Genomic DNA, 19488 nt, shown 5'->3' on the forward strand with positions numbered 1-19488 from the left:
TAAAAAAACGTCCTATCTTCACAGACCGGACGCTTAGCGTTATATTAACATTAAAGTAGTGGGCAGTGGGTGAATCGAACACCCCTTTCCAAAGTGCTATGGCGTTCTTCCATATGAACTAACTACCCTGAATCCCTCGGTAAGTAAACTTCTACAAAAACCTTATAGGGATGCGCTATTTTACAATTTCGACTGATCTTCTGCCTTTGCTTCATACGGGAATACATCCATAATAGGCGTTTCGGCTACAGAACCAATCTGATAGTCGGCCATTGTTCCTTTCATCCCTTCATCAAGCTTTTTCACGGCATCACGCAATTCGGCGGCCTGAACAAGTATGTACGTTGAAGTCTTCTTCTCCGCACCGCTCTTTTCATCAAGAGTGATGTAGATCAGCTTGCATTTAAACCAACGATCGGCAGATTCCTCTTCGCTTGTGAATAGTTCGCTATACTTCGCTGTCTTGACAGCCTTTACTGTAAACTCACCGGAAATGAACGGTGTCATTTCTTGAATAATACGGGCTTCAGCTTCAGTAAAGGAAAGTCCATCGACTAAATACTTCTCGCTGACTTTTTTAGATAATCCATTCTCCATTATCTTTTCGCATCTAATGGTACATTCAAAAAACGTGTTCATAATTTGTAAGTTTTAATTTTGTTACTCTCGTTATATGTCTCTCCGCTGTAAATTCTATTGATGCAAGACCTATGTACACCTAATAAAACGGTTAAATCCTTAGTAGATATTCCCTTGTTTTTAATATGTCTAATTATTTCGACCTGTTCATTTGTGAATTTAGACAAATGACTGTCTTCTCCATATATATTACTAAGCCCATTCACAATTGCATGTCTCACGTTTTCAACACATGAAATCCATTCGAGATTATCGCATCTATTATCCAAATAATCACCATTGATATGATTAACATAATTCTTCCTAATGGACGGGGACAAAATGCTTCTGCAACCAACCTATGCACCATGAACCTCTTCCTGCTGTTGTTTATCGACAAGGAAACCTGATAATACCCAACAGAATTCAAGCATTGCTTCAACTCGACTGATGGGTAAGAGTGCACTCCGCTTCCTTTGCCTCTGCCATTATATTTTATTTTTCTTTGGATGGAGTGTACTTTTCCCAAGCTACTCACTTGGTACACCCCTTCATACCCGATTATATCTTTCCAAATCTCATCCATATTCGCCTCCTTTGCATTCAAACCAATTTCTCATTGTTCTTTAATTTAAATTTATTTTTTATTGATATCTTTCTAAAATGCTCATTGAAATACATGACGTTCCACCATTTGTCGCTTATAATGCTTGCGCATTTACGACGAATGCCGTATGAAGCATATTGCTTTAGGAACCCCAAGTACGAGTTTATGCAGCTAGCGAAGAGTTCAGCATGTCTTTCAGCGTATCCTTCTTGCTCAGCTAACTTATTAAACCGGTGTATCGCTGATCGGAAGTTGCCCACCGTTCTATTTGATACGTATTTCCTATCCTTTTTTACGACCGCCCCGATATACTTAACTCCTTTCGTGTAGTGTTGAAGGTATATCTTATCCGGATGCAGCGTTAATCCCAAAGTACTTAAGTATTCCTTTATCTCAGGAATGAATGCGATCAGGCGTTCTTATCAGGCTAATGATATAGAAATCATCTACATACCTGCCGTATTCAGAGAATCTTTCTTTCACCCAATGATCGAATGGATTCAAATAGAAGTTTGCCCATATCTGAGAAGGGAGATTACCAGGCGCAAGTCCAAGTCCTTTCTTTACAGTGAACAGACTTTTATGCTTTGGTATATCATCCCATTTACTTTTTGGCGATCGGAGTTTGCATCCAATGGACGGATCATTTTTAAGTGTGACTTCTGTTAGGTATAGCAGGGTTTCAATATCATCACTTGTGTACCTGTCTTTTATAAACAAGCTCAAGCGATCCCATAGCAGCCCCTTGTCTATGCACATAAAGAAACTCTTTAGGTCGAGTTTCAGCACCCAGCAGTCAGAGGTATATGCTTTAGATACTTTCTGAATACTATTGTATAGCAAGTTGATACCGCATGATGTGCCTTTTCCTTTTCTACAGTTAGTCGTTTCATCAATAAACTCACCCTCGAATAAAGGTATGAGCCGCAAACCTATCAGGTGATGAACTATCCTATCTCGAAAGCAAGCAGCGAATATTTCTCGCTTAACCGGCTTATTGACCACAAATGCTATGCTTGGACTAGGGAAGTAGCGTCTTTCTACTATTTCTCTCCAAAGGTCTAAACAATTTGCTTCATAATTAATTTCAAAAGCAATTGCAGCACTTGTACTTCTCTTGTTCTTTCGGCAATGAAAATAAGCTTCAAGAACATCTGAAAGCTGTATACTAGAATCTTTATCCATCTTGTATTTTTGAGTAAAGCGGAAACTGGACGGACCCGATTGTTGTTGTTCTGATTGTTGTTGTTCCTGTATCCATTGTTCCAGTTGAATGCGAATTATTGCTATCACTAACTTGTCCTTAACTTCCTGTAAGAAGTGGATAGCCCTTTTCTCATAAAATATTGCTCTCTTCTTAACACCGTAATGTTATGAATTCCGGCTTTCAGACTATTGTCTGTTTTTCCAAGCGGATATCTGTTTGCCGATCCCTACAACAATCGTTGTAATTGATGCTGTTTGCTTGAGTGTGATAACTTTCTTCTCAGTACTCAACCTAAGCAAGACTTTCAGTAATTCAAACTTTACCTGAAAGCCTTGCAGATACCTCTTTCTATTATTCACATCCGTTGTCATATTGGCTAACTGAATATACTCAAAAAGCTCAAGTGACACATTGGTGATCTTTTGACCAATGGTGAACTTGTATGCTTTTGGAAACAACATAGTTATATCTATGAGATAGCTTACTAGTCTTTCAGTATCTCGCCATACCTGAGTTTCGGATGCAATCATATTTATTAAAGAGTTAAATTGATGAATAGTTAAATTGTCAGAGAAAGAGCGGAAACTGGACGGACCCGATAGTTGCAGTACTGATTGCTGCTGCCCCAGAATCCATTGCCCCAGTAGAATGCGAAATTACTTTTTTCGCTTCTGCGGGTGGACGTCCAGTACCAATAGTCTTTAAGCGGTGCTTGCCCTGCTATAAGTAATGCTGCTCCTAGCATGACTTTATTGTCATACATTAATTGAAGCTCCCCAAGCGTCGGAATGTGCCAAGGTTTACCTAGTAAGGGTAAATCCAATACCTGTTTTGCTACTTCACTGCCAGCTTCGGCAAGAGATTTTGTATTACCTGCACCATTGAAATCAGTTAAACCATCTTTGACGCTTTCATGCATCTTTCCTGATTGACTTTTTTCCCAATCAAGAAGCTGCACATCGCCTTCTTCGATATCTTGTGGGTGGATAAGCAGGATAGTCCCGTTGTTGACGATGGCAGCGCATGTTGCTTTCTCATGATCTTCGTGAATTCCCCAAAATTTAGGAGATATGAAGTTTCCATTTTCAGTGTAGATGAATACACCTTCCAGCACATCTACTACGGTGTCCTTTGTAAAAAGCCCTTTTGTTTCCATATGAATTATTTATTAAAGAGTTAAATTGATGAATAGTTAAATTGTCAGAGAAAGAGCGGAAACCGGACGGACCCGATCGCCGCCGCTCTGATCGCCGCTGCACCTGCATCCATTGCTCCAGTCGAATGCGAAATGGCTAGTATCTCCATAACGGGTAGAAGTCCAATGCCATCCATCATAAAGAGAGTTGCCAACTAATAACAGGCACTCGTCCAATTCTTTCTTGTATTCGTGAATTAGACACATTTCAGCAAAGGTTGGCAAATACCATTCTTCACCCAACTCTTTGCAATACTTAGCTGCAGGGCTTCCCAAATCCAATAATTTTTCAGTATTGCTTAACCCGTCGTTATCTTTCAATCCTTGAGTGTAATCACTATATCTATCTCCTGGAAGAGTCTTGTTGCTATCTAGTAATACGATGCCTTTTTCAGAACCGTTTGGCGCAACTACAATTCTGTGTCCTTTTCCGATGACGGCTACCCCTCTAAGAGTTTCACCACTGTCTTTAAAGTGGGAAGGTAGCCAACAATTACCTTCTTTTGTAGCAATGTATACGCCATCCGGAGCATATGCATTTGGATAGGACTTTGCATCCTTGCTCATTGTTGATGTTGTCGCTGATGCTTTAGCGTTTAGCAATTCGCTTACTTTATCCCCTGTAGGATAATTCAAGTAAACATTCAAATTCTTAATGTTAATGATTGGTCTCATTTATTTTCTTTTTAAGTTTCTTTACTAATTGTTTATTCTGCCTTGCAGTATCCGTTTCGGAGTACTTGCAATTCTTTTCGATAAGTTCCGCACTCCGCTCTAACAGGCGGATAGCAGTTTTGATGTCGGTAAGGCATATCATTTTAGGATTTCTTTTATAAGATCATTAGCCAATTTTATCCGGCGTTCTATTTCCGTAAAGCATGATTGATCTGGTGTTATCCTAACAACGTGAATCCATTCTATCAGGAATGGATTAAAGACTACGAAATCACAAAAGGAAGCCTTTGTGACCATCATCTCCGCTTGTGTTTGAAAGAAATAATCGGGATTGATCAAGAGTAACGATGCGTTATCTTTAATCTCACTCCTGTATTTCATAAATACAGCAGGAGATGGGCATTTAATTTCCAACACTCCCACATTTCCCGATTCGTATATTATCCCATCAGGGGATGCGGAAAAGAAAGGTATCGTTTCATGAGAAATACTTTCAGCATCTTCCACTTGGTTACCTGTATGCTTTATATATTCACTCTTTGCATCTGGCTCCCAATCTATACCGAATTGCATTGCCCTGCTCCATGCAGATGTTTGCTCTTCATAAGATTGCCAAACATCATCATTTTCAACCACAATGTCTTTCAAATTTCTTTCAGAGGCAATCTGATAGATATAAGAAAGAGCGGTATCTCCGAAAGTTTCATCTTTCTTTCTACCACTCTTCATTAGCTTGCCGATTGCGCTGCCTGTAAAATTTCCAAGACGTTGTATTTTCCAATCCTTGGTTCTCTGCTCAATCATTTGTCATCCGTTTTATCATTGTCAAGCAACGCAGACTTAACATTCTCATGTCTGGCTTCTTTCGTCCCACGTATAGGCTTCATAAGCTCGTCTACGGTGGTGTCCCCGTCTTTTAGAGATTGGATAATCCCAATTAATAGGGAAAGCTCGTTTGCGTTAATCTGGTTAGATGTCTGTTTCCCACACAGTTTTATCACTTCCTCTTCCAGTACTCCATAATCATTTTTGAAGGCGTTAATCACAGACGCTCTTTTCTTTAGAAGCTTGTCTGCATCCGACAAATCTCCGGTGATAAACTTTTGTGCGGCGTGATATACTCTATCCGTTATAGCCTTTGGAATCACGGCAAATACAGCATTACGATATGCGATTGAGTTAGCTGCATTTCCTGTGACAGTAATCATATCATCGCTATATCTTTTCCCATACTTGTCTATAATACTTCTTCTGACCTCGAATGCTGACGCTACATTTGTTTCCAAATCCCACGCCGTGCCACGGCTTATCACTTGCTTTTCGGTAATCTGTACAACCTTAGCTTCCGTTCTCATGTTCCCCCAATTGGAAACTATGATTTTTGCCAAATGGACGGACGGCCCAGTAATAGGCTTTCCTCCACGTGGAAGGGCATACCCGCAACTTTGTGCCGTTTCCCCGTTCATGGTGGCCATGACCACTGAATTATCAATGCTTCTTCTTATATCTCTCGGATATTGTTTTGCTGTTGCTACCTGCGAATCTACATTCGCTCTTTCTACGGCGTCTAATTGCACAATTTGAGATTCTTGTGCATTTACTTCCAATACTTCATAATTTTCTAATCCCATAATTCAATATATTTTAAAAGTTAATTCTCGTTTTCTTGTAGCTTTATGAATTCATAAAGCTCTTTTATCAACCTCTTTGACTTATTGTCTAATTTATCTGCAATGTAAGCTAATTGAGTATGGAAGTTTTGTTCATCCATAGAATTGCATAAGCCTCTTGCCAGTCCGTTCAGCAAGTTGGATTGAGCAATATCGTCAGAGTTACCAATGTCGTACCCAATCTCACTCGCTAATTTTTCAATACTTGTCTTTATCATATCTATAATTGTTTATATTTAGAGTCAATCATCTATTAAGGGAGAAAACGCTCTTTTAATTCGTTTAAAGAACCATGCGCAGTAACCAATCCCCAAAACGTTCACCCACCAATTGAATTCCTGAGTGATGGGGTTCGGCTCATTGAGAACTAGAAAACACGGCAAGGAGAGTAATCCAAGCAGTGCGACGTTTTTTATTACCTTTTTCATTTTGAGTCCTCCATGTATTTATATACTTCATTTAGTTTCTCAGGATTACTAGCTAGTGCACCATCGTAGTAGAATGTAAAATCTAAATCCGGACTATCATTTTTATAATTCCATCCTCCCGCAAATCCTCTAAACCACACCGCCCTTATGTGAGGACAATATCCAAAGAATAGATCCGTTGCATGAGTTGCGTTAAACTCAATGATGTCTTCAAAGAGTTTGGTGATCAATTTCATCTTGCTTTTATCCATGACTATATTTGTTTATTGTTGGCAAAATAAAACCGCCCCTAATTTCACAATCAAGAGCGGCGAAGTTGCTAATTAACGCCCGTTAGGTCGATGGCACATCCATTGCTCCCCGCCAACATTTTACAGTTGTACCAGTAATCGAGAACTGACGGGGTTGAAGAGTTAAAAAGTTAAAGTGACGGAGAAAGAGCGGAAACTGGACGGACCCGAAAGATGCTGCTCTGAACGCTGCAGTCCCTGTAACCATCGACCCAGTAGAATGCGAAATGACATCTTTCAGAAATCCTCGTCGAGGTCCAATGCCACTCATCAGGCATCTTTTCGCCAATCTTGGATAAACATTCATCCAAATCCGCTTTATGCTCACACATGAGCTGCATTTCACTCATCGTAGGCAAATACCATTCTTCGCCAAGGCTTTTACAGAACTCGGCGGCAGGGCTTCCTAGTTCAAGGAGCTTTCGGGTATTGGCATATCCTTCATTGTCTTTCAGAGCTTGTTGGTAGTCCTCGTAAATAGCCCCGGGCAATGTCTTGTCTCCATCCAACAGTATCATGTTTTTTGAACCTTTCGGGGAAACAATAAAGCGGTGCTCACCTTTGACAATTGCAACACCTTTGATAGTTTCCGCTTTCTTGCATTCTTCAAAGCGGCTTGCATCCCATAAGTGCCCGTTGGTTGTACAGAAGTATACACCATCTGTAGCGGACTTATCTGTGTAATACTCTCCTTTGCTCTGTTCTGTGGCAGAGTACTCATTTACTGCGTTAGCACTTGGAATAGGCCCATAAAAATGTAGATGGACATTCAAATTTGTAATTCTTAAATTCATAAGTTATTTGTTTTTAAGTTATAAATATCGCTTAGTCCCCGGATAAGCGGTCAAGCTACACCGGGATGATGTGCATTAGGAATAAATCTGTCAAATTTTAAATCAAATATGCACACCGTGTTGAGAAATAAATTATATTTGCTGAGTCAAATTTTAAATCATTATTATTATGGGAAGCGACCAAATATCTACAAACATTTATGTTGGGAAAGATCCGAGATTTGGAGAATATGATAAGGAAATAGTGCATCGTCTGCTCCAGCAAGTTCAAATCGACTTTTCTTGTTGGACTGGAGATGATGTATTCCAAACGTGCAATTGTACCTTGTTATATAAAGGTGAGTGCCCAACAATATATAAGGTAGGAGATAAAGACCATCTCATAATGCTACATGTCACAGGAGATGAATGGTGGCGCTGGATTTACCAATTCGCTCATGAGTATTGTCACCATTTAGTTAATGGACCAATGACCAGTGAAATGATAGGATTACAATGGTTTGAAGAGGCCATATGCGACCTTTCATCTATCTGCCATTTAGATAGGCTAATTGCTCTTTGCGATGTTCTTCGGATAAGTAGTGCTTTGGACAATCACAATCGCATCTCATACAAGGTTCATGTAATAGCGTGTCGCAATGCAAATTTTGGAACTGCTCAAGAGACCTGTTCGGAATATCTGAAATCTGTTGCGGATAAACTTGCTGAGCCCGTGTACCATCGGGATATTTACTCAAATTTGTCTGCGACAATTCTACCTCTTTTTCAGGAGAACCCTCGCCTTTGGAAGATAATCCTTCACTTTGGGGACATGCGCCGTTGGAGCTCTTTAGAAGATCTGTTTGATCATCTCGAGACGACTGCGACGGTTGATTACGCTGCATCATTGACGAAGTTGCGATCGTTACTTTTTTCATAACTTATAATTAATAGAAATATGAAAACAAAAGAATTCTATATCCAAGAAGCGGAGTTGCTCAAGATCAGGGTGAATGACATCCGCAATAAAGGTCCACAAATGAGAGTAAAAAAGGATCTACTCGGGGATGACTATCCGGGTATAAGCAAAGCTGTAATGGATTTTAAACACTTAGTGCATGCTTTTGATGGAAATTTGCCTCTGGCCAAGTATCTCACAATGCTTGATAGTAATAAGCCTATGGATTTACCATTTTCTTCGGAAGATGATGATTCATATTTCGAAAGGTTCATATACCTCATTGATTACTTTATTGAATACATCAAGAAGTACGCTGATTAAACATCTCATTTAAATATTCCCTAATTGCATCCTTCTTAGTCGGATGACATATCATCAATATTTTCTCAGTGAAGTCCTTTTTGATGGTTTCAGGGATGTCTTTTAAGTAGTCTAATTCAACGACGGGAAGACCTTCTATTGTAATATTCACGGTAGATTCTTTTGGTCGTGCCCTGTTGATGTCAAATTCTGTTTTGATTTTCATAATTTCAAGTTTTAAATGATTGATAATTTTTGTCCTCTGCATTTTCCGGCTTGGAACGGTCTGCGGCTGCATTACAATAATAAAGGTGTATGTGTGCCGGCAATGGGATAATTCTTTCGTTGTACATTATTGTACCGCCAAGACACGACCGACACACCTGCCTTTGCTCGGCTCGACCAGTCTATTTATATCCCGCTATCCTGATTGTGCGGCTGTTTTTGTATGTCTTTGCGAATTTCTTCGCCTTGTTCCTATATAGAATATTCTCTACGCCTATATAGGATGCGTGGTTGTGTTTTAATTACCAGTGAGTAACGGGGAGTCCTTGAGAGATTTGTAAGTTTATGTAGTCCATGCCATCGTCTTCGCACTCATCATACCCATGTAATTTTTCTTCCAAATCCTCAATCTCAGCTTGAAGACCTGCCACGATCTCACCCTTGTCATCAGCGTTATATCTTCGGCATACTTCTTCGCCCGACATTGACACCACATCTTCAAGCTCTTTATAAAGATCGTTTAGCTGATTTTCAATTTTCTTTGTGTTCATTACTATATCCTCGCCTTCTTTATCATCTCGTCGATGTTCTGCTTGTTGTACAGATAGATGCGTTCGCTTATCCTGTATACCTCTATCTTGGGGTTGATATTAATTGTGGCTTCAATATACCTGTCACTGACTCCAAGGTAGGCGCATAGCTCTTTCTTACTCAGCCAGACTTTATCAATAGGCTTAACCTCGCCGAGAACTCTTTTCTTTCCCATGATTAAACTTCCTTTCTGGTATGATTATTCCTCCGATTTTCTTTTCCATAAAGGGCATCCTCTTTTATATTCCGGAAAGAAATTTTGTAGGCCTGGCCACATGCGTCTGTTATTTCCTATATGTATCCCATTCTTACATCTGACAATCCCGTTTTCAGAGCCTATTGTTCCGTAGCAATCGCAGGTACAGCAACCTTTCGCCTTTGGATTCATGAAGCATTCTTCCTCGTGGGATAAACCCAATAATAGGTCGTTAAACGTTTTTCCGCAGAATCCGCATTGATACATTGTTACTTCTTTCATGCTATCGCTCCTTTCTTTATATTTTGTAATTGCTGATACCTTGCATAGCAATCCAATATGAACTTTTTGCCCTTTTCGGTCCAATACATGTGTTGACGGGTTTTTATGTTGCCGTTTGAATCCGTGTAGGGGTATGGTTTGGTCTCGGTGTATCCGTAGTTTTTGTATTTTGTGTACAAATGATAAGTCCCACTTTCTTTGTACTGCACATTCCATTCTCTCAACAACTTGTTTAGCTTTATTTCGGATATCCCGAGGCAGTCAGCAATCATAGTGACGGTAAGGAGTCCACTGCTTGATAGAACCTTATCGCAGTATTCCACTTTTGGAGCTTGCAGTTTAAGTTGATTGCTTTGCTCGTTTGCGATGAGTGACAGTCGTTGCTTTTCTGCACGTTCCTCTTTTAGCTGCGTGGCCAGCTTGATAATGGTATCGGGATTGGTGAGCACTTCCTCTATTTTGGAGTCAGTGAGGTATGCGCCGTTTTTGCGGATGGAAGGGAGAACCTCGCTTGTTACCCACTTGCGTATTTTTCTCGCTTCTGGCTTGCGGCTTTCGAGAATTGCGTCATATAACCCATCTTCATTTACGAAGTTGGCTTGTTGTTCTCTACCTAAGCTATCAATTATGGGTTGGGTTGAAACCACCCCATCGCTAAGTCGTTGTCTCACATCTCCTTGTCTTAAAGCTAACATTTGACATAGATCAGCCAGGCAAAAAAGCGGTTCGCTGCTTTCGCTCATTGCGACTCGAATTTCTCCGAACTCCGGATTGTTGAATAATTGAATTTCGTTCATGGTTACACATTTTTAGATTCAGCGTACACTTGGAAAACTTGGTTATCCACCAATGTCTTTACCCTCACCTTGTAAAGATGCTCCATATTCGTTTTATTAAAGTACGAGCATAAGGATACAACTCGGTGTTTTTGTCTGTTATCTCCTTGTACTATCTTTGGCTTACTTGGAGTGACAACTCGTAAAGTTTCAATTTTGACTTCTTCTCTCATACTTGTTTGATTTTATCCGTTTTTATTTGGATACATGAATGACTATCACTACCTTTACCACCGTACTGAATGGATGTAGTCACGGTTTTGTCGTGACAGCCATTTTTGTATCCGTTTGTTTGATTATTGATTTGATTACAATGCAAACATAGTATATATTTTATATGCCACAAAACTATCGGCATATAAAATATATACCGATAACATTATTTAACTATTGCCGATGATTATACCTTATTATAAAAGAGGATGAAAGATATAGAAGGATTTAAAGACTACATTTTGAAGCTCGCAGAAGAGAAAGAGAGTGTCTATCTTCATCATTTTACAGATGAAGAGGGGATGCTATGGAAATACCTATTTGATGAAGTAAAGAATGATGGATATGTAGAAGAAGGATGGGGGATATATGGGGCTATAACTCCAAAGTTTACGCCCAAAGGGTTCGCGTTTTGGATTAGTGGAGGATATACAGGAGGAATGGTCAAAAAGCAGAAAGAAAAGGCTACGCAATTAATAAAATCCGTAGCCGTAGAGGTTCTGAAGGAAACTCTTAGAAATCTTTGAAGAATGCGGTCTCTTTGTGAGCTTTAGCGAGATAATCAAAGGCGCATGCTTTTTGGAAATCGGTTAGCCCAAACTTTTCATCGAGTTCTTCTTGCCTCTTGTTCCCGTATTCTATGGTATCCTTTCTAAGTTGATGCCACTCTTTCTCATATTGGAGAAACTCTTCATCTAATACAGGTTTGTTGTTTGAATCGAATTTAATCATATTATAAATATTTTAAAATGGAACATACGGATTATTTTATTGAAGTAAAGAAAGAGACAATTAATGATGTCTTTTTCATTGATTTACGGGAAATATCTCACATATCCTACAATCGACATGTTACCATCTATTTCAAAAATGGGATGAAAGACGATTTCAAAAATATCAATTATGAGGATATAAAAAAGGCATTAATAGCGTTATCTCTCAAGTGATTGAACTATGTGATATATATTACTCCTCTTGTTTAGGTCATTTGAGTCAGACATTTTATCTAATTCCAATTTACCGTTCAAAAGTGAGAGAAAGTATTCTATCTCTTCTTTACGGTAGTATAGATAAAGTTGAGATGCAAGGCTTGAAGCCAATAGATCAAGATTCATTCTAGTAAGAGTATCGACATTATTCATAACTACAAAATTATCATCCAAACCGTAACTTTGGAGAGTTTAACAATAACAGAAATCATGTTGCGGATGATTCGATTACAAATATAGCATATATTTTATACACCCAAAAAGAAATCATGAATAGAAATGTTATATCTAAAAGGTTTATGGACGTTGTGCAAGAGCTAAATATTAGCAATGAAGACATCAAGTCCCAATTAAAAATAGACAAAAATCTTAAATCCCACATCAAGACGGGAAAGCAAAATGTGTCCCTGGATAAAATATATGCCTTGTGCGAAGCATACGAGGAAGTCAATGTTGACTATATTATCACTGGAAAAGGCAAAATGCTGAAAGAAGACAGCACAAAAGATGAAATCAGTCAAACTCCGACAAAAGGATCAATTCCTTATTTTGAAAATCTACCTGTAAGTGCCGGTAGGTCAGAGATGATTGAAACCAAGGAAAGCCCAACGGGATGGATAGACCTGCCAGGCATTTACGCTAAATGGCTTTTCCCAGTGGTTGGATTCAGTATGCAGCCCGAAATAAATTCCGGAGACACAGTAGGCGTCGTACCTGTAGACAAATGGGACATGGTCGATCCCGACAAAACCTATCTAATAGTCACCAATGATGATAGAATGATAAAACATTTGGCGATAGACGAGAAGGATGATGAAATTCTTTGGTGCATATCCCCCAATTACCCGAAATTCCCTATTCGGAAAGAGGATATAAAGGCGGTATATAGAGTAACGTTTCACGGGAGGATACTGTAATGCTAATAAATTGTCCCGAATGTGGAAAACAGGTAAGTGATAAGGCTGACAGTTGCCCTAATTGTGGAATGCCAATAAAGACTAAGCTAGACGTGTATTTGGGATGTCCGAGTTGCGGATCAAAAGATATACATGCTGAGCAAAAGGGGTTCAGTGGGGGAAAGGCTCTGGTTGGATCGTTAGCTGTAGGCGGTATTGGTATTTTAGCAGGAACGATAGGAAGTAGGGATGTGAATATAACATGTCTTAAATGCGGGAAGAAGTTCAAGGCGGGAGAGGCGAAGACCATAACGGTTGAAATTCAGGAAAATAGCGAAATAGACAATCTTATTTTGAAAACGTTTATCAATGCTAAGGGTCAAGATGCTCTAGACGAAATTAAACGGTTGTATTCAAGTCATATAAACAGCGATTTTAACACTTTCAAGGACTACATAGATAGGGTAGCAATGAACGATAAAACCATATTAACGGATCAGCAGAAAGAAATGATGTTTAAGGCTTCCAATATGGATATCAAAAATATCGGGTGTATGTCCGCTATCCTCATATTCCTATCGTCATCATGCCTCATATATACGATAATACATTTTATAAATTAAACATACAACAATGAACAAGAATCTGCTAATACTAATGGTAATTTCTTTATTCTCGTGTTCGAATGGAGAAGAGCCGGACTATATGCCATCTTTGGTAACAATAAAATCAAGTGATGAAGTAATAGGAAAGAACCAGAGAATATTATTAACGGCCGTATATGAATCTGACAATCCTAACCTTTTATTGACATGGTATGACAATGATGAAAAGATAAACACGATACCCCAATCGGACAATACATACACATGGTATGCTAATTCTTTGGGTGAGCACACTATTAAGGTTGCGATTACAGATAGGGAAAAGATAGTAACCGGGTTAATAAAATTAAATGTAGTCCAAACGGAACTTGCGACTGCATTAATTGGAGATAGCAAAGATAAAGTATTAAGAACAAAAGGAACTCCATACAATTCATCGCCCGATGTATTATCATATAAGGAATCAGGCGTAATTTCTACTTACTATATTAAGGACAATAAAGTTCGGAAGATAACCTATGAGAAAAATATTAATAAGGTGTTCTCTACAAAAGTTGACTACACATATCCTATTACGATGTTTAAGTCCGCATATGATAATTACAAAAGCATATATGGCAACCCCGTAATAGATAGCTACGCTGATCTAGGAACATCCGAAAGTGATATAATAAAATATGGAGGATATATATATAGCGGAACAATGCAGGTTAGCGCCATCTTTCAACTAAATAAAAGACGTGCCGAAATATACGTTGGGCCAACCCGAATGTATTCAAATGGATTTATGATATCAGAGCAAATTGAGGCTCAATAATGTCTACCAACTAAGGAATACCTATTTAAATATACACTTAGGTCCAATATAAAGTAGCAAATACGTAAAGTACCATGGGAAAGGTTATACAAAAGAGCGAAATAGACAAATGGCTCAATCTTGAAAAGCATATATCAGGTAAGAAACTCATAAATGGGAAGAAACTTATTTTTAATTTCAGCAAAGAAAATGCGTTGCAATTGAAGTTATCTAGTAATGAAGTGGATTTTACTTTTGAGTATAAAATAACGCTTAATACGCTTGCAGGTTGTAAGATATCTATGCACCATCAAGAAAATAAGCATTATACGCCAATAGTTAGAATCGATTATAATGGAAGACATAGAAACCCTCCATATAAAGATAATGTCCCAATGTACTTTAAAGAGTTTTCAGATATGTGGATAAATGAAAGCCATATTCATATATATGTTGAAGGACACGGATCAAATTGGGCAATTCCGCTAAGTAAAAGCGATTTCCTCATCAAATCAATAGACAATACCAATATTAATTCTAACTTTGCATCTGCTGTACAAGCTTTTAACGAGTATATTAACTTGAAAAACGAAATTGAATTAATTAGAGACCCAACAGTTTATTTCGATGAATTGGATTGATGACAAAATATCGGATTACTACAAATGGCTTAAAGATAATACATTTGTAACAGAGAACCGTGAAACGGGATGGTCCATGGTTTCAACTCCCTATGCGGGCTTATTTAATGATAGCATTGATCTTTACGTTAAGAAGTCACGGGATGTGGTAGTTTTAACCGATAATGGAGAAACTATCGACAACCTATCTTTAATGGGAGTCGACTTATCCAAGGGAAAAAGAAGAGAATTGGCAAACTCAATTTCGAATTTAAATGGAGTCGTAATTAAAAATGGTGAGATAAGGGTAGAATGTGATATGAGCGACTTCTACAAGGCTAAGCATAACATATTGATGGCTATATTGGACATTTCCAATATGCAATACCTTTCAAAGCCTAATATTAAATCTATTTTCAGAGAAGATGTTGAACGCTTTTTCAACAAAAAAGAAATGATATATACTCCAAATTTTATTGTAAAGGGCAAATCTGGGCTTGAGTATAAATTTGAATTCCAGATTGCAGGAAGAGCGGATGAGATGCTTATAAAAACGTTTGATGAGATAAGGCAAGATGGATTAGAAAGATTCTTGTTTAGTTGGGGAGACGTAAAGGAGTCAAGAGAGAAAGACACTAACGGGAAGAATGTTAGAGGTCTAGCCATAATAAATGACACAATATCTGAGCCTAACCCAGTCTTTTTAGATGCCATGAAATCTAAAGGGACGGAAATTCAGTATTGGAGCAAGCGTCAATCTTCAGATTTTAAAAATGCGTTCAACGTGGCCTAATTAATCGTATCACAAATTACGCAAATTCAAAAATATTATTAATCGGGTCAATTACAGGGTCAAATAGAATCTTATCCCTTTATAATAGGCTTATAAATAGAAATATACACCAGTTATTATCAAGTTTCCCAAGCTGGGGGTCGCGAGTTCGAGTCTCGTTTACCGCTCCCCTGATAATTAAGCACTTACATAGCCTGTAGGTGCTTTTTCTATGTCATTTATTCATGTTTATTTCCGCTTTATTTGCAATATATTGCAAAAAGGCTGGTGTTTTAGTGCACATAATTATAGATCGTCCGTGCGGATTTAGTCGGGTATTTTTGCCTTCTCCTGATCTTTCTCAGAGATAAGCAGAAGTTGGTCGCCCGCATGCAGCAATAACGTTCCATTCGGGATGAGAAACTCATTACCCCGTTTTACAATCATGACCAATGTGCCTTGAGGTAGCTCCATATCTTTCAGGGTATCTGCTTGCTCTAGCATGGCTTCTGTGACTGTCATATCCAAAAGCTCTTTTGTATCTATTTCTTCCGGCAGTTCTACACCGAATTCATTACCGGTCTTTACCAAAGGCGTGGAGAGACGAAGAAGCCGGGCGGCGGTGGAAACAGTGGTGCCCTGTATGATCAGCGAGAGTATCGTAATAAAGAATACAATGTTGAAGATAACATTGGATCCCTCCACCTCGGCCACTACCGGATAGGTAGCAAATATAATCGGTACAGCACCTCGTAAACCAATCCAGGAGATAAATACACGCGATTTCATATTTATCTTTTTAAAAGGAAGCAGACAGAGAAATACGCTCAACGGGCGGCCAATGAGAATCATGAATATGCCAATTAACAAAGCGACGGCTGCTACTTCAAGCATCTCGTGCGGATTGACGAGCAATCCCAAGCAGAGGAACATGACGATCTGGCACAACCAAGCCAGTCCATCCATGACCGTGTATATGTTTTTGCGATGCGTTATCTTACTGTTTCCGACCAATATACCGGCAATGTAGACGGCTAGGTAGCCGTTGCCTTTCAGTATATCGGTAATGGAGAAGGTAAAGAATATGAAAGATAATAGCAGAATCGGGTAGAGAGCCGGATTATTGATATTGATCTTATTAAGCATGAGGATGGCTAGTTTGCCAAGCAAATATCCGGCTAAGGCTCCGACAATAAACTGTATGATGAAGGACGTGCAGATTGAGCTATCCCCATATCGGCGGTTTGAATGAACTGTATGAGGACAATGGTAAGCATATACGCCATCGGATCATTACTTCCACTTTCCAGTTCAAGCATCGGACGCAGATTATGCTTTAGACTCATCTTCTGCGAGCGTAGTATGGCAAATACGGAGGCTGAGTCGGTAGACGACATAGTAGAGGCTAACAGCAGGGAGGTAGTGATGGGCAGGTGAATGTTGGTCCAGCTTTGCCCGGAAACCCACCAGATAAATAGACCGGTGAATAAGGCGGTAAGTAGTACGCCGAAAGTAGAGAGTACAAGTCCCGGGACAATAATGGGCTTAATCTCTTTGTATTGAGTGTCCATGCCACCGGAAAACAAAATGATGCTTAAGCTATCATGCCAATGAATTGGGCTTCTTTGGCATTGCTGAATTGCAACCCCAATCCATCACTACCAAAAAACATCCCTACCAGGAGGAATAGTAATAAAGCGGGCACACCGAAACGATAACCGGTTTTACCTGCCAGGATGCTTACAAAGAGTAGAATGGAACCAATAAGTAAGATGTTTTCTGATGTAAATATCATATATATATGTTTTTCAGTTTAATGATTAATCACCGAGGGTCGTTGCGAAGATATACAATTCTGACAAGAAACTGAATAACTTTTTAGCTGTATTTTAAAAAAAGAGTAGTTAATTGGTTTCGGGCACTCTATTGCTTTGTGATTTTCAGGTTAATAAAAAAGGAGCCATTCGCATTTCTGCCAATGACTCCTTCCGGAAAACAAGTATGCGATTATGACAAGAAACGCATGATATCTTCATCAGCTGTGCTGATAGTTCCGATGCCGAAGTTTTCGACCAATACTTTAGCTACATTGGGTGACAGGAATCCCGGAAGAGTTGGGCCTAAATGGATATTCTTCACTCCGAGATACAACAGTGCCAAGAGCACGATTACTGCTTTTTGTTCGTACCAAGCGATGTTGTAAACGATTGGCAACTGGTTGATATCATCCAAACCAAAGACTTCCTTCAGTTTTAGGGCGATGACAGCCAAAGAGTAGCTATCGTTACATTGTCCGGCATCCAACACGCGTGGGATACCATTGATATCACCGAGTTGCAATTTGTTGTACCGGTATTTGGCACATCCTGCAGTCAGGATAACTGTGTCATTGGGCAATTTTTCAGCAAACTCTGTGTAGTAATCGCGGCTCTTCATACGACCGTCGCAGCCTGCCATTACAAAGAACTTGCGGATTGCTCCGGTTTTTACAGCTTCGACAACCTTGTCAGCTAAAGCGATTACCTGAGCGTGAGCGAAACCTCCGACCAACGTTCCTGTTTCGATCGATACAGGTGGTTGGCATTGTTTAGCATGAGCAATCAGAGCGGAGAAATCTTTGGGCTTGCCGTCTTTGCGTTCGGGAATATAGATAGCACCTTCCAAACCACATGCTCCGGTAATATAAATACGATCTTTGTAGGTAGCATTCGAACGTGGAGGAACGATACAGTTGCTGGTAAACAGGATCGGACCATTGAAGCTTTCAAACTCTTCTTTTTGCTTCCACCATGCGTTACCATAGTTACCGACCAAGTGTTTGTACTTCTTCAATTGCGGGTAGTAATGGGCAGGAAGCATCTCGCTATGAGTATATACATCTACACCAGTACCTTCGGTCTGTTGCAACAGTTCCTCGATATCTTTCAAGTCGTGTCCGCTGATCAGGATACCCGGATTGGTACCTACACCGATGTTTACTTCAGATATTTCAGGATTACCATAGCTAGTAGTATTGGCTGCATCCAATTGCGCCATACCCGAAACGCCATGCTTACCGGTTTCCAGCGTTAAAGCGATTAATTCGTCCAGTGTGATATCTTCACGAGTCAGCTCAGCCAAGGCATGTTGCATGAACGCAAAGATTTCAGGTGATTCATAACCTAGGTTATGAGCGTGCTCTACATAAGCTGCCATACCTTTCAAACCGTAATGAACCAGTTCTTTCAATGAACGGATATCTTCGTTCGGAGTGCGGAGTACACCGACAGTCAGTGATTTTTCTTCGAATTCTTCTTCACTGCCATCCCAAGTACATTCGTCAGGAGCGTTGGTTAGTTCCACTTTGCGACTCAATTCTTTCTTTAGTTTCAAGCCATTCTTTATTTTTTCAGTTATATCCGCCTGGTCAAAGTTTGCATTGGTTATGGTTGCAAACAGAGCATCGTAGATATATTTGTCAGCCTCTTGAGAGGGTTCTCCCTGCTTGCGCAGATGTTCATTATACACAGCAATACCGCGTACCACAAAAAGTAGTAGGTCTTGCAAGTTAGCTACTTCGGCAGTTTTGCCGCACACACCTTTTAGAGTACATCCGGTACCCATTGCGGTTTCTTGACATTGATAACAGAACATATTCATAATTATTACGTATTGATTGGTTCTTTAATAAACACAAAAGTAGGGCAAAGGTTAGGGGTAGTTCTGTAACCAATGTTACAATGGGTCTTTTTTTTAGCTAAAGA

24 protein-coding genes and 2 pseudogenes are annotated in these 19488 nt (G+C 39.4%); 8 read left to right on the top strand and 18 right to left on the bottom strand.

Features of this window, described 5'->3' with window-relative positions; genetic code table 11:
* Positions 1-180: 180 nt before the first annotated feature.
* The 11 genes and pseudogenes from JCM10512_RS06565 to JCM10512_RS06620 all read right to left on the bottom strand — a co-directional run bounded on the left by JCM10512_RS06565 (position 181) and on the right by JCM10512_RS06620 (position 7484).
* A complete protein-coding gene (locus JCM10512_RS06565; RefSeq protein WP_044161562.1) occupies positions 181-639 on the bottom strand; it encodes a DUF4494 domain-containing protein in 459 nt (152 codons plus the stop codon).
* A 433-nt stretch (positions 640-1072) separates the two neighbouring features.
* A pseudogene (locus JCM10512_RS24800) lies at positions 1073-1204 on the bottom strand (NUMOD4 domain-containing protein); the annotation flags it as partial.
* A gap of 414 nt (positions 1205-1618) precedes the next feature.
* Positions 1619-2518, bottom strand: a complete 900-nt coding sequence (locus JCM10512_RS21290; RefSeq protein ID WP_052517131.1) for a reverse transcriptase family protein — start codon at positions 2516-2518, stop codon at positions 1619-1621.
* 99 nt (positions 2519-2617) lie between these two features.
* A complete protein-coding gene (locus JCM10512_RS06580) occupies positions 2618-2962 on the bottom strand; it encodes a four helix bundle protein (protein ID WP_044161563.1) in 345 nt (114 codons plus the stop codon).
* Between the two features lie 29 nt (positions 2963-2991).
* Positions 2992-3588 carry an Lcl C-terminal domain-containing protein gene (locus tag JCM10512_RS06585; RefSeq protein WP_044161564.1) on the bottom strand — a complete coding sequence of 199 codons (597 nt, stop codon included), beginning with the start codon at positions 3586-3588 and terminating at the stop codon, positions 2992-2994.
* 36 nt (positions 3589-3624) lie between these two features.
* Complete coding sequence (locus JCM10512_RS06590; protein ID WP_044161565.1) at positions 3625-4302, bottom strand: hypothetical protein; 678 nt, start codon at positions 4300-4302, stop codon at positions 3625-3627.
* A 138-nt stretch (positions 4303-4440) separates the two neighbouring features.
* Positions 4441-5106, bottom strand: a complete 666-nt coding sequence (locus JCM10512_RS06595; RefSeq protein WP_044161566.1) for a lambda exonuclease family protein — start codon at positions 5104-5106, stop codon at positions 4441-4443.
* Positions 5103-5933, bottom strand: coding sequence for a hypothetical protein (locus JCM10512_RS06600; protein ID WP_052517132.1), 831 nt, complete (start codon positions 5931-5933; stop codon positions 5103-5105). Before JCM10512_RS06600 ends, JCM10512_RS06595 begins: the two co-directional genes overlap by 4 nt.
* Before the next feature lie 20 nt (positions 5934-5953).
* Positions 5954-6190 carry a hypothetical protein gene (locus JCM10512_RS06605; protein WP_044161568.1) on the bottom strand — a complete coding sequence of 79 codons (237 nt, stop codon included), beginning with the start codon at positions 6188-6190 and terminating at the stop codon, positions 5954-5956.
* 206 nt (positions 6191-6396) lie between these two features.
* On the bottom strand, positions 6397-6651 hold the full coding sequence (locus tag JCM10512_RS06615) for a hypothetical protein (protein ID WP_044161572.1): 255 nt from the start codon (positions 6649-6651) through the stop codon (positions 6397-6399).
* 170 nt (positions 6652-6821) lie between these two features.
* A complete protein-coding gene (locus tag JCM10512_RS06620) occupies positions 6822-7484 on the bottom strand; it encodes a hypothetical protein (RefSeq protein WP_044161574.1) in 663 nt (220 codons plus the stop codon).
* Between the two features lie 169 nt (positions 7485-7653).
* Between JCM10512_RS06620 and JCM10512_RS23120 the strand changes: the two genes are divergently transcribed.
* Both JCM10512_RS23120 and JCM10512_RS06630 read left to right on the top strand, forming a co-directional pair.
* The gene (locus tag JCM10512_RS23120) at positions 7654-8403 is read left to right on the top strand and encodes a hypothetical protein (RefSeq protein WP_044161576.1); all 750 of its coding nucleotides are present in this window, start codon (positions 7654-7656) and stop codon (positions 8401-8403) included.
* Positions 8404-8421: 18 nt separating this feature from the next.
* Positions 8422-8745, top strand: a complete 324-nt coding sequence (locus tag JCM10512_RS06630; protein WP_044161578.1) for a hypothetical protein — start codon at positions 8422-8424, stop codon at positions 8743-8745.
* Here the strand turns inward: JCM10512_RS06630 and JCM10512_RS06635 are convergent.
* The 4 genes from JCM10512_RS06635 to JCM10512_RS06655 form a co-directional block, all read right to left on the bottom strand.
* Positions 8726-8950, bottom strand: coding sequence for a hypothetical protein (locus tag JCM10512_RS06635; protein ID WP_148298298.1), 225 nt, complete (start codon positions 8948-8950; stop codon positions 8726-8728). The genes JCM10512_RS06630 and JCM10512_RS06635 overlap by 20 nt on opposite strands.
* A 301-nt stretch (positions 8951-9251) precedes the next feature.
* Positions 9252-9500, bottom strand: a complete 249-nt coding sequence (locus JCM10512_RS06640; protein ID WP_044161582.1) for a hypothetical protein — start codon at positions 9498-9500, stop codon at positions 9252-9254.
* A 2-nt stretch (positions 9501-9502) separates the two neighbouring features.
* Entirely contained in the window at positions 9503-9715 is a 213-nt protein-coding gene (locus JCM10512_RS06645) for a hypothetical protein (RefSeq protein ID WP_044161584.1), read from the bottom strand.
* A 299-nt stretch (positions 9716-10014) separates the two neighbouring features.
* A complete protein-coding gene (locus JCM10512_RS06655) occupies positions 10015-10815 on the bottom strand; it encodes a phage antirepressor (protein WP_044161588.1) in 801 nt (266 codons plus the stop codon).
* A 461-nt stretch (positions 10816-11276) separates the two neighbouring features.
* Between JCM10512_RS06655 and JCM10512_RS06665 the strand changes: the two genes are divergently transcribed.
* Entirely contained in the window at positions 11277-11594 is a 318-nt protein-coding gene (locus tag JCM10512_RS06665) for a hypothetical protein (protein ID WP_044161593.1), read from the top strand.
* Here JCM10512_RS06665 and JCM10512_RS06670 read toward each other — a convergent pair.
* Positions 11581-11799: a hypothetical protein gene (locus tag JCM10512_RS06670; protein ID WP_044161594.1), complete on the bottom strand. Its 219-nt coding sequence runs from the start codon at positions 11797-11799 to the stop codon at positions 11581-11583. The two genes, JCM10512_RS06665 and JCM10512_RS06670, sit on opposite strands and share 14 nt — an antisense overlap.
* A gap of 526 nt (positions 11800-12325) precedes the next feature.
* Here JCM10512_RS06670 and JCM10512_RS06680 point away from each other — a divergent pair.
* From JCM10512_RS06680 to JCM10512_RS06700, 5 genes are all read left to right on the top strand, one after another.
* On the top strand, positions 12326-12973 hold the full coding sequence (locus JCM10512_RS06680; RefSeq protein WP_044161598.1) for a S24 family peptidase: 648 nt from the start codon (positions 12326-12328) through the stop codon (positions 12971-12973).
* Entirely contained in the window at positions 12973-13575 is a 603-nt protein-coding gene (locus tag JCM10512_RS22415; protein WP_044161600.1) for a zinc ribbon domain-containing protein, read from the top strand. The genes JCM10512_RS06680 and JCM10512_RS22415 overlap by 1 nt, the downstream gene beginning before the upstream one ends.
* 10 nt (positions 13576-13585) lie before the next feature.
* On the top strand, positions 13586-14374 hold the full coding sequence (locus JCM10512_RS06690; RefSeq protein WP_044161602.1) for a hypothetical protein: 789 nt from the start codon (positions 13586-13588) through the stop codon (positions 14372-14374).
* A 74-nt stretch (positions 14375-14448) separates the two neighbouring features.
* Entirely contained in the window at positions 14449-14994 is a 546-nt protein-coding gene (locus JCM10512_RS06695) for a DUF6978 family protein (RefSeq protein WP_044161604.1), read from the top strand.
* On the top strand, positions 14981-15766 hold the full coding sequence (locus tag JCM10512_RS06700; RefSeq protein ID WP_044161605.1) for a DUF1828 domain-containing protein: 786 nt from the start codon (positions 14981-14983) through the stop codon (positions 15764-15766). Before JCM10512_RS06695 ends, JCM10512_RS06700 begins: the two co-directional genes overlap by 14 nt.
* A gap of 306 nt (positions 15767-16072) precedes the next feature.
* Here JCM10512_RS06700 and JCM10512_RS06705 read toward each other — a convergent pair.
* Positions 16073-17540, bottom strand: a pseudogene (locus tag JCM10512_RS06705) (potassium/proton antiporter).
* A 212-nt stretch (positions 17541-17752) separates the two neighbouring features.
* A complete protein-coding gene (gene hcp / locus JCM10512_RS06710) occupies positions 17753-19384 on the bottom strand; it encodes a hydroxylamine reductase (RefSeq protein ID WP_044161607.1) in 1632 nt (543 codons plus the stop codon).
* Positions 19385-19488: the final 104 nt, after the last annotated feature.

This window comes from Bacteroides reticulotermitis JCM 10512 (assembly GCF_000517545.1).
GTDB lineage: Bacteria > Bacteroidota > Bacteroidia > Bacteroidales > Bacteroidaceae > Bacteroides > Bacteroides reticulotermitis.

Excerpts from the sequence above, each read along its gene's own strand:
- JCM10512_RS06565 (WP_044161562.1), bottom strand. The coding sequence starts at position 639 with ATGAACACGTTTTTTGAATGTACCATTAGATGCGAAAAGATAATGGAG.
- JCM10512_RS06580 (WP_044161563.1), bottom strand. The coding sequence starts at position 2,962 with ATGATTGCATCCGAAACTCAGGTATGGCGAGATACTGAAAGACTAGTA.
- JCM10512_RS06585 (WP_044161564.1), bottom strand. The coding sequence starts at position 3,588 with ATGGAAACAAAAGGGCTTTTTACAAAGGACACCGTAGTAGATGTGCTG.
- JCM10512_RS06590 (WP_044161565.1), bottom strand. The coding sequence starts at position 4,302 with ATGAGACCAATCATTAACATTAAGAATTTGAATGTTTACTTGAATTAT.
- JCM10512_RS06595 (WP_044161566.1), bottom strand. The coding sequence starts at position 5,106 with ATGATTGAGCAGAGAACCAAGGATTGGAAAATACAACGTCTTGGAAAT.
- JCM10512_RS06600 (WP_052517132.1), bottom strand. The coding sequence starts at position 5,933 with ATGGGATTAGAAAATTATGAAGTATTGGAAGTAAATGCACAAGAATCT.
- JCM10512_RS06605 (WP_044161568.1), bottom strand. The coding sequence starts at position 6,190 with ATGATAAAGACAAGTATTGAAAAATTAGCGAGTGAGATTGGGTACGAC.
- JCM10512_RS06615 (WP_044161572.1), bottom strand. The coding sequence starts at position 6,651 with ATGGATAAAAGCAAGATGAAATTGATCACCAAACTCTTTGAAGACATC.
- JCM10512_RS06620 (WP_044161574.1), bottom strand. The coding sequence starts at position 7,484 with ATGAATTTAAGAATTACAAATTTGAATGTCCATCTACATTTTTATGGG.
- JCM10512_RS23120 (WP_044161576.1), top strand. The coding sequence starts at position 7,654 with ATGGGAAGCGACCAAATATCTACAAACATTTATGTTGGGAAAGATCCG.
- JCM10512_RS06630 (WP_044161578.1), top strand. The coding sequence starts at position 8,422 with ATGAAAACAAAAGAATTCTATATCCAAGAAGCGGAGTTGCTCAAGATC.
- JCM10512_RS06635 (WP_148298298.1), bottom strand. The coding sequence starts at position 8,950 with ATGAAAATCAAAACAGAATTTGACATCAACAGGGCACGACCAAAAGAA.
- JCM10512_RS06640 (WP_044161582.1), bottom strand. The coding sequence starts at position 9,500 with ATGAACACAAAGAAAATTGAAAATCAGCTAAACGATCTTTATAAAGAG.
- JCM10512_RS06645 (WP_044161584.1), bottom strand. The coding sequence starts at position 9,715 with ATGGGAAAGAAAAGAGTTCTCGGCGAGGTTAAGCCTATTGATAAAGTC.
- JCM10512_RS06655 (WP_044161588.1), bottom strand. The coding sequence starts at position 10,815 with ATGAACGAAATTCAATTATTCAACAATCCGGAGTTCGGAGAAATTCGA.
- JCM10512_RS06665 (WP_044161593.1), top strand. The coding sequence starts at position 11,277 with ATGAAAGATATAGAAGGATTTAAAGACTACATTTTGAAGCTCGCAGAA.
- JCM10512_RS06670 (WP_044161594.1), bottom strand. The coding sequence starts at position 11,799 with ATGATTAAATTCGATTCAAACAACAAACCTGTATTAGATGAAGAGTTT.
- JCM10512_RS06680 (WP_044161598.1), top strand. The coding sequence starts at position 12,326 with ATGAATAGAAATGTTATATCTAAAAGGTTTATGGACGTTGTGCAAGAG.
- JCM10512_RS22415 (WP_044161600.1), top strand. The coding sequence starts at position 12,973 with ATGCTAATAAATTGTCCCGAATGTGGAAAACAGGTAAGTGATAAGGCT.
- JCM10512_RS06690 (WP_044161602.1), top strand. The coding sequence starts at position 13,586 with ATGAACAAGAATCTGCTAATACTAATGGTAATTTCTTTATTCTCGTGT.
- JCM10512_RS06695 (WP_044161604.1), top strand. The coding sequence starts at position 14,449 with ATGGGAAAGGTTATACAAAAGAGCGAAATAGACAAATGGCTCAATCTT.
- JCM10512_RS06700 (WP_044161605.1), top strand. The coding sequence starts at position 14,981 with ATGAATTGGATTGATGACAAAATATCGGATTACTACAAATGGCTTAAA.
- hcp (WP_044161607.1), bottom strand. The coding sequence starts at position 19,384 with ATGAATATGTTCTGTTATCAATGTCAAGAAACCGCAATGGGTACCGGA.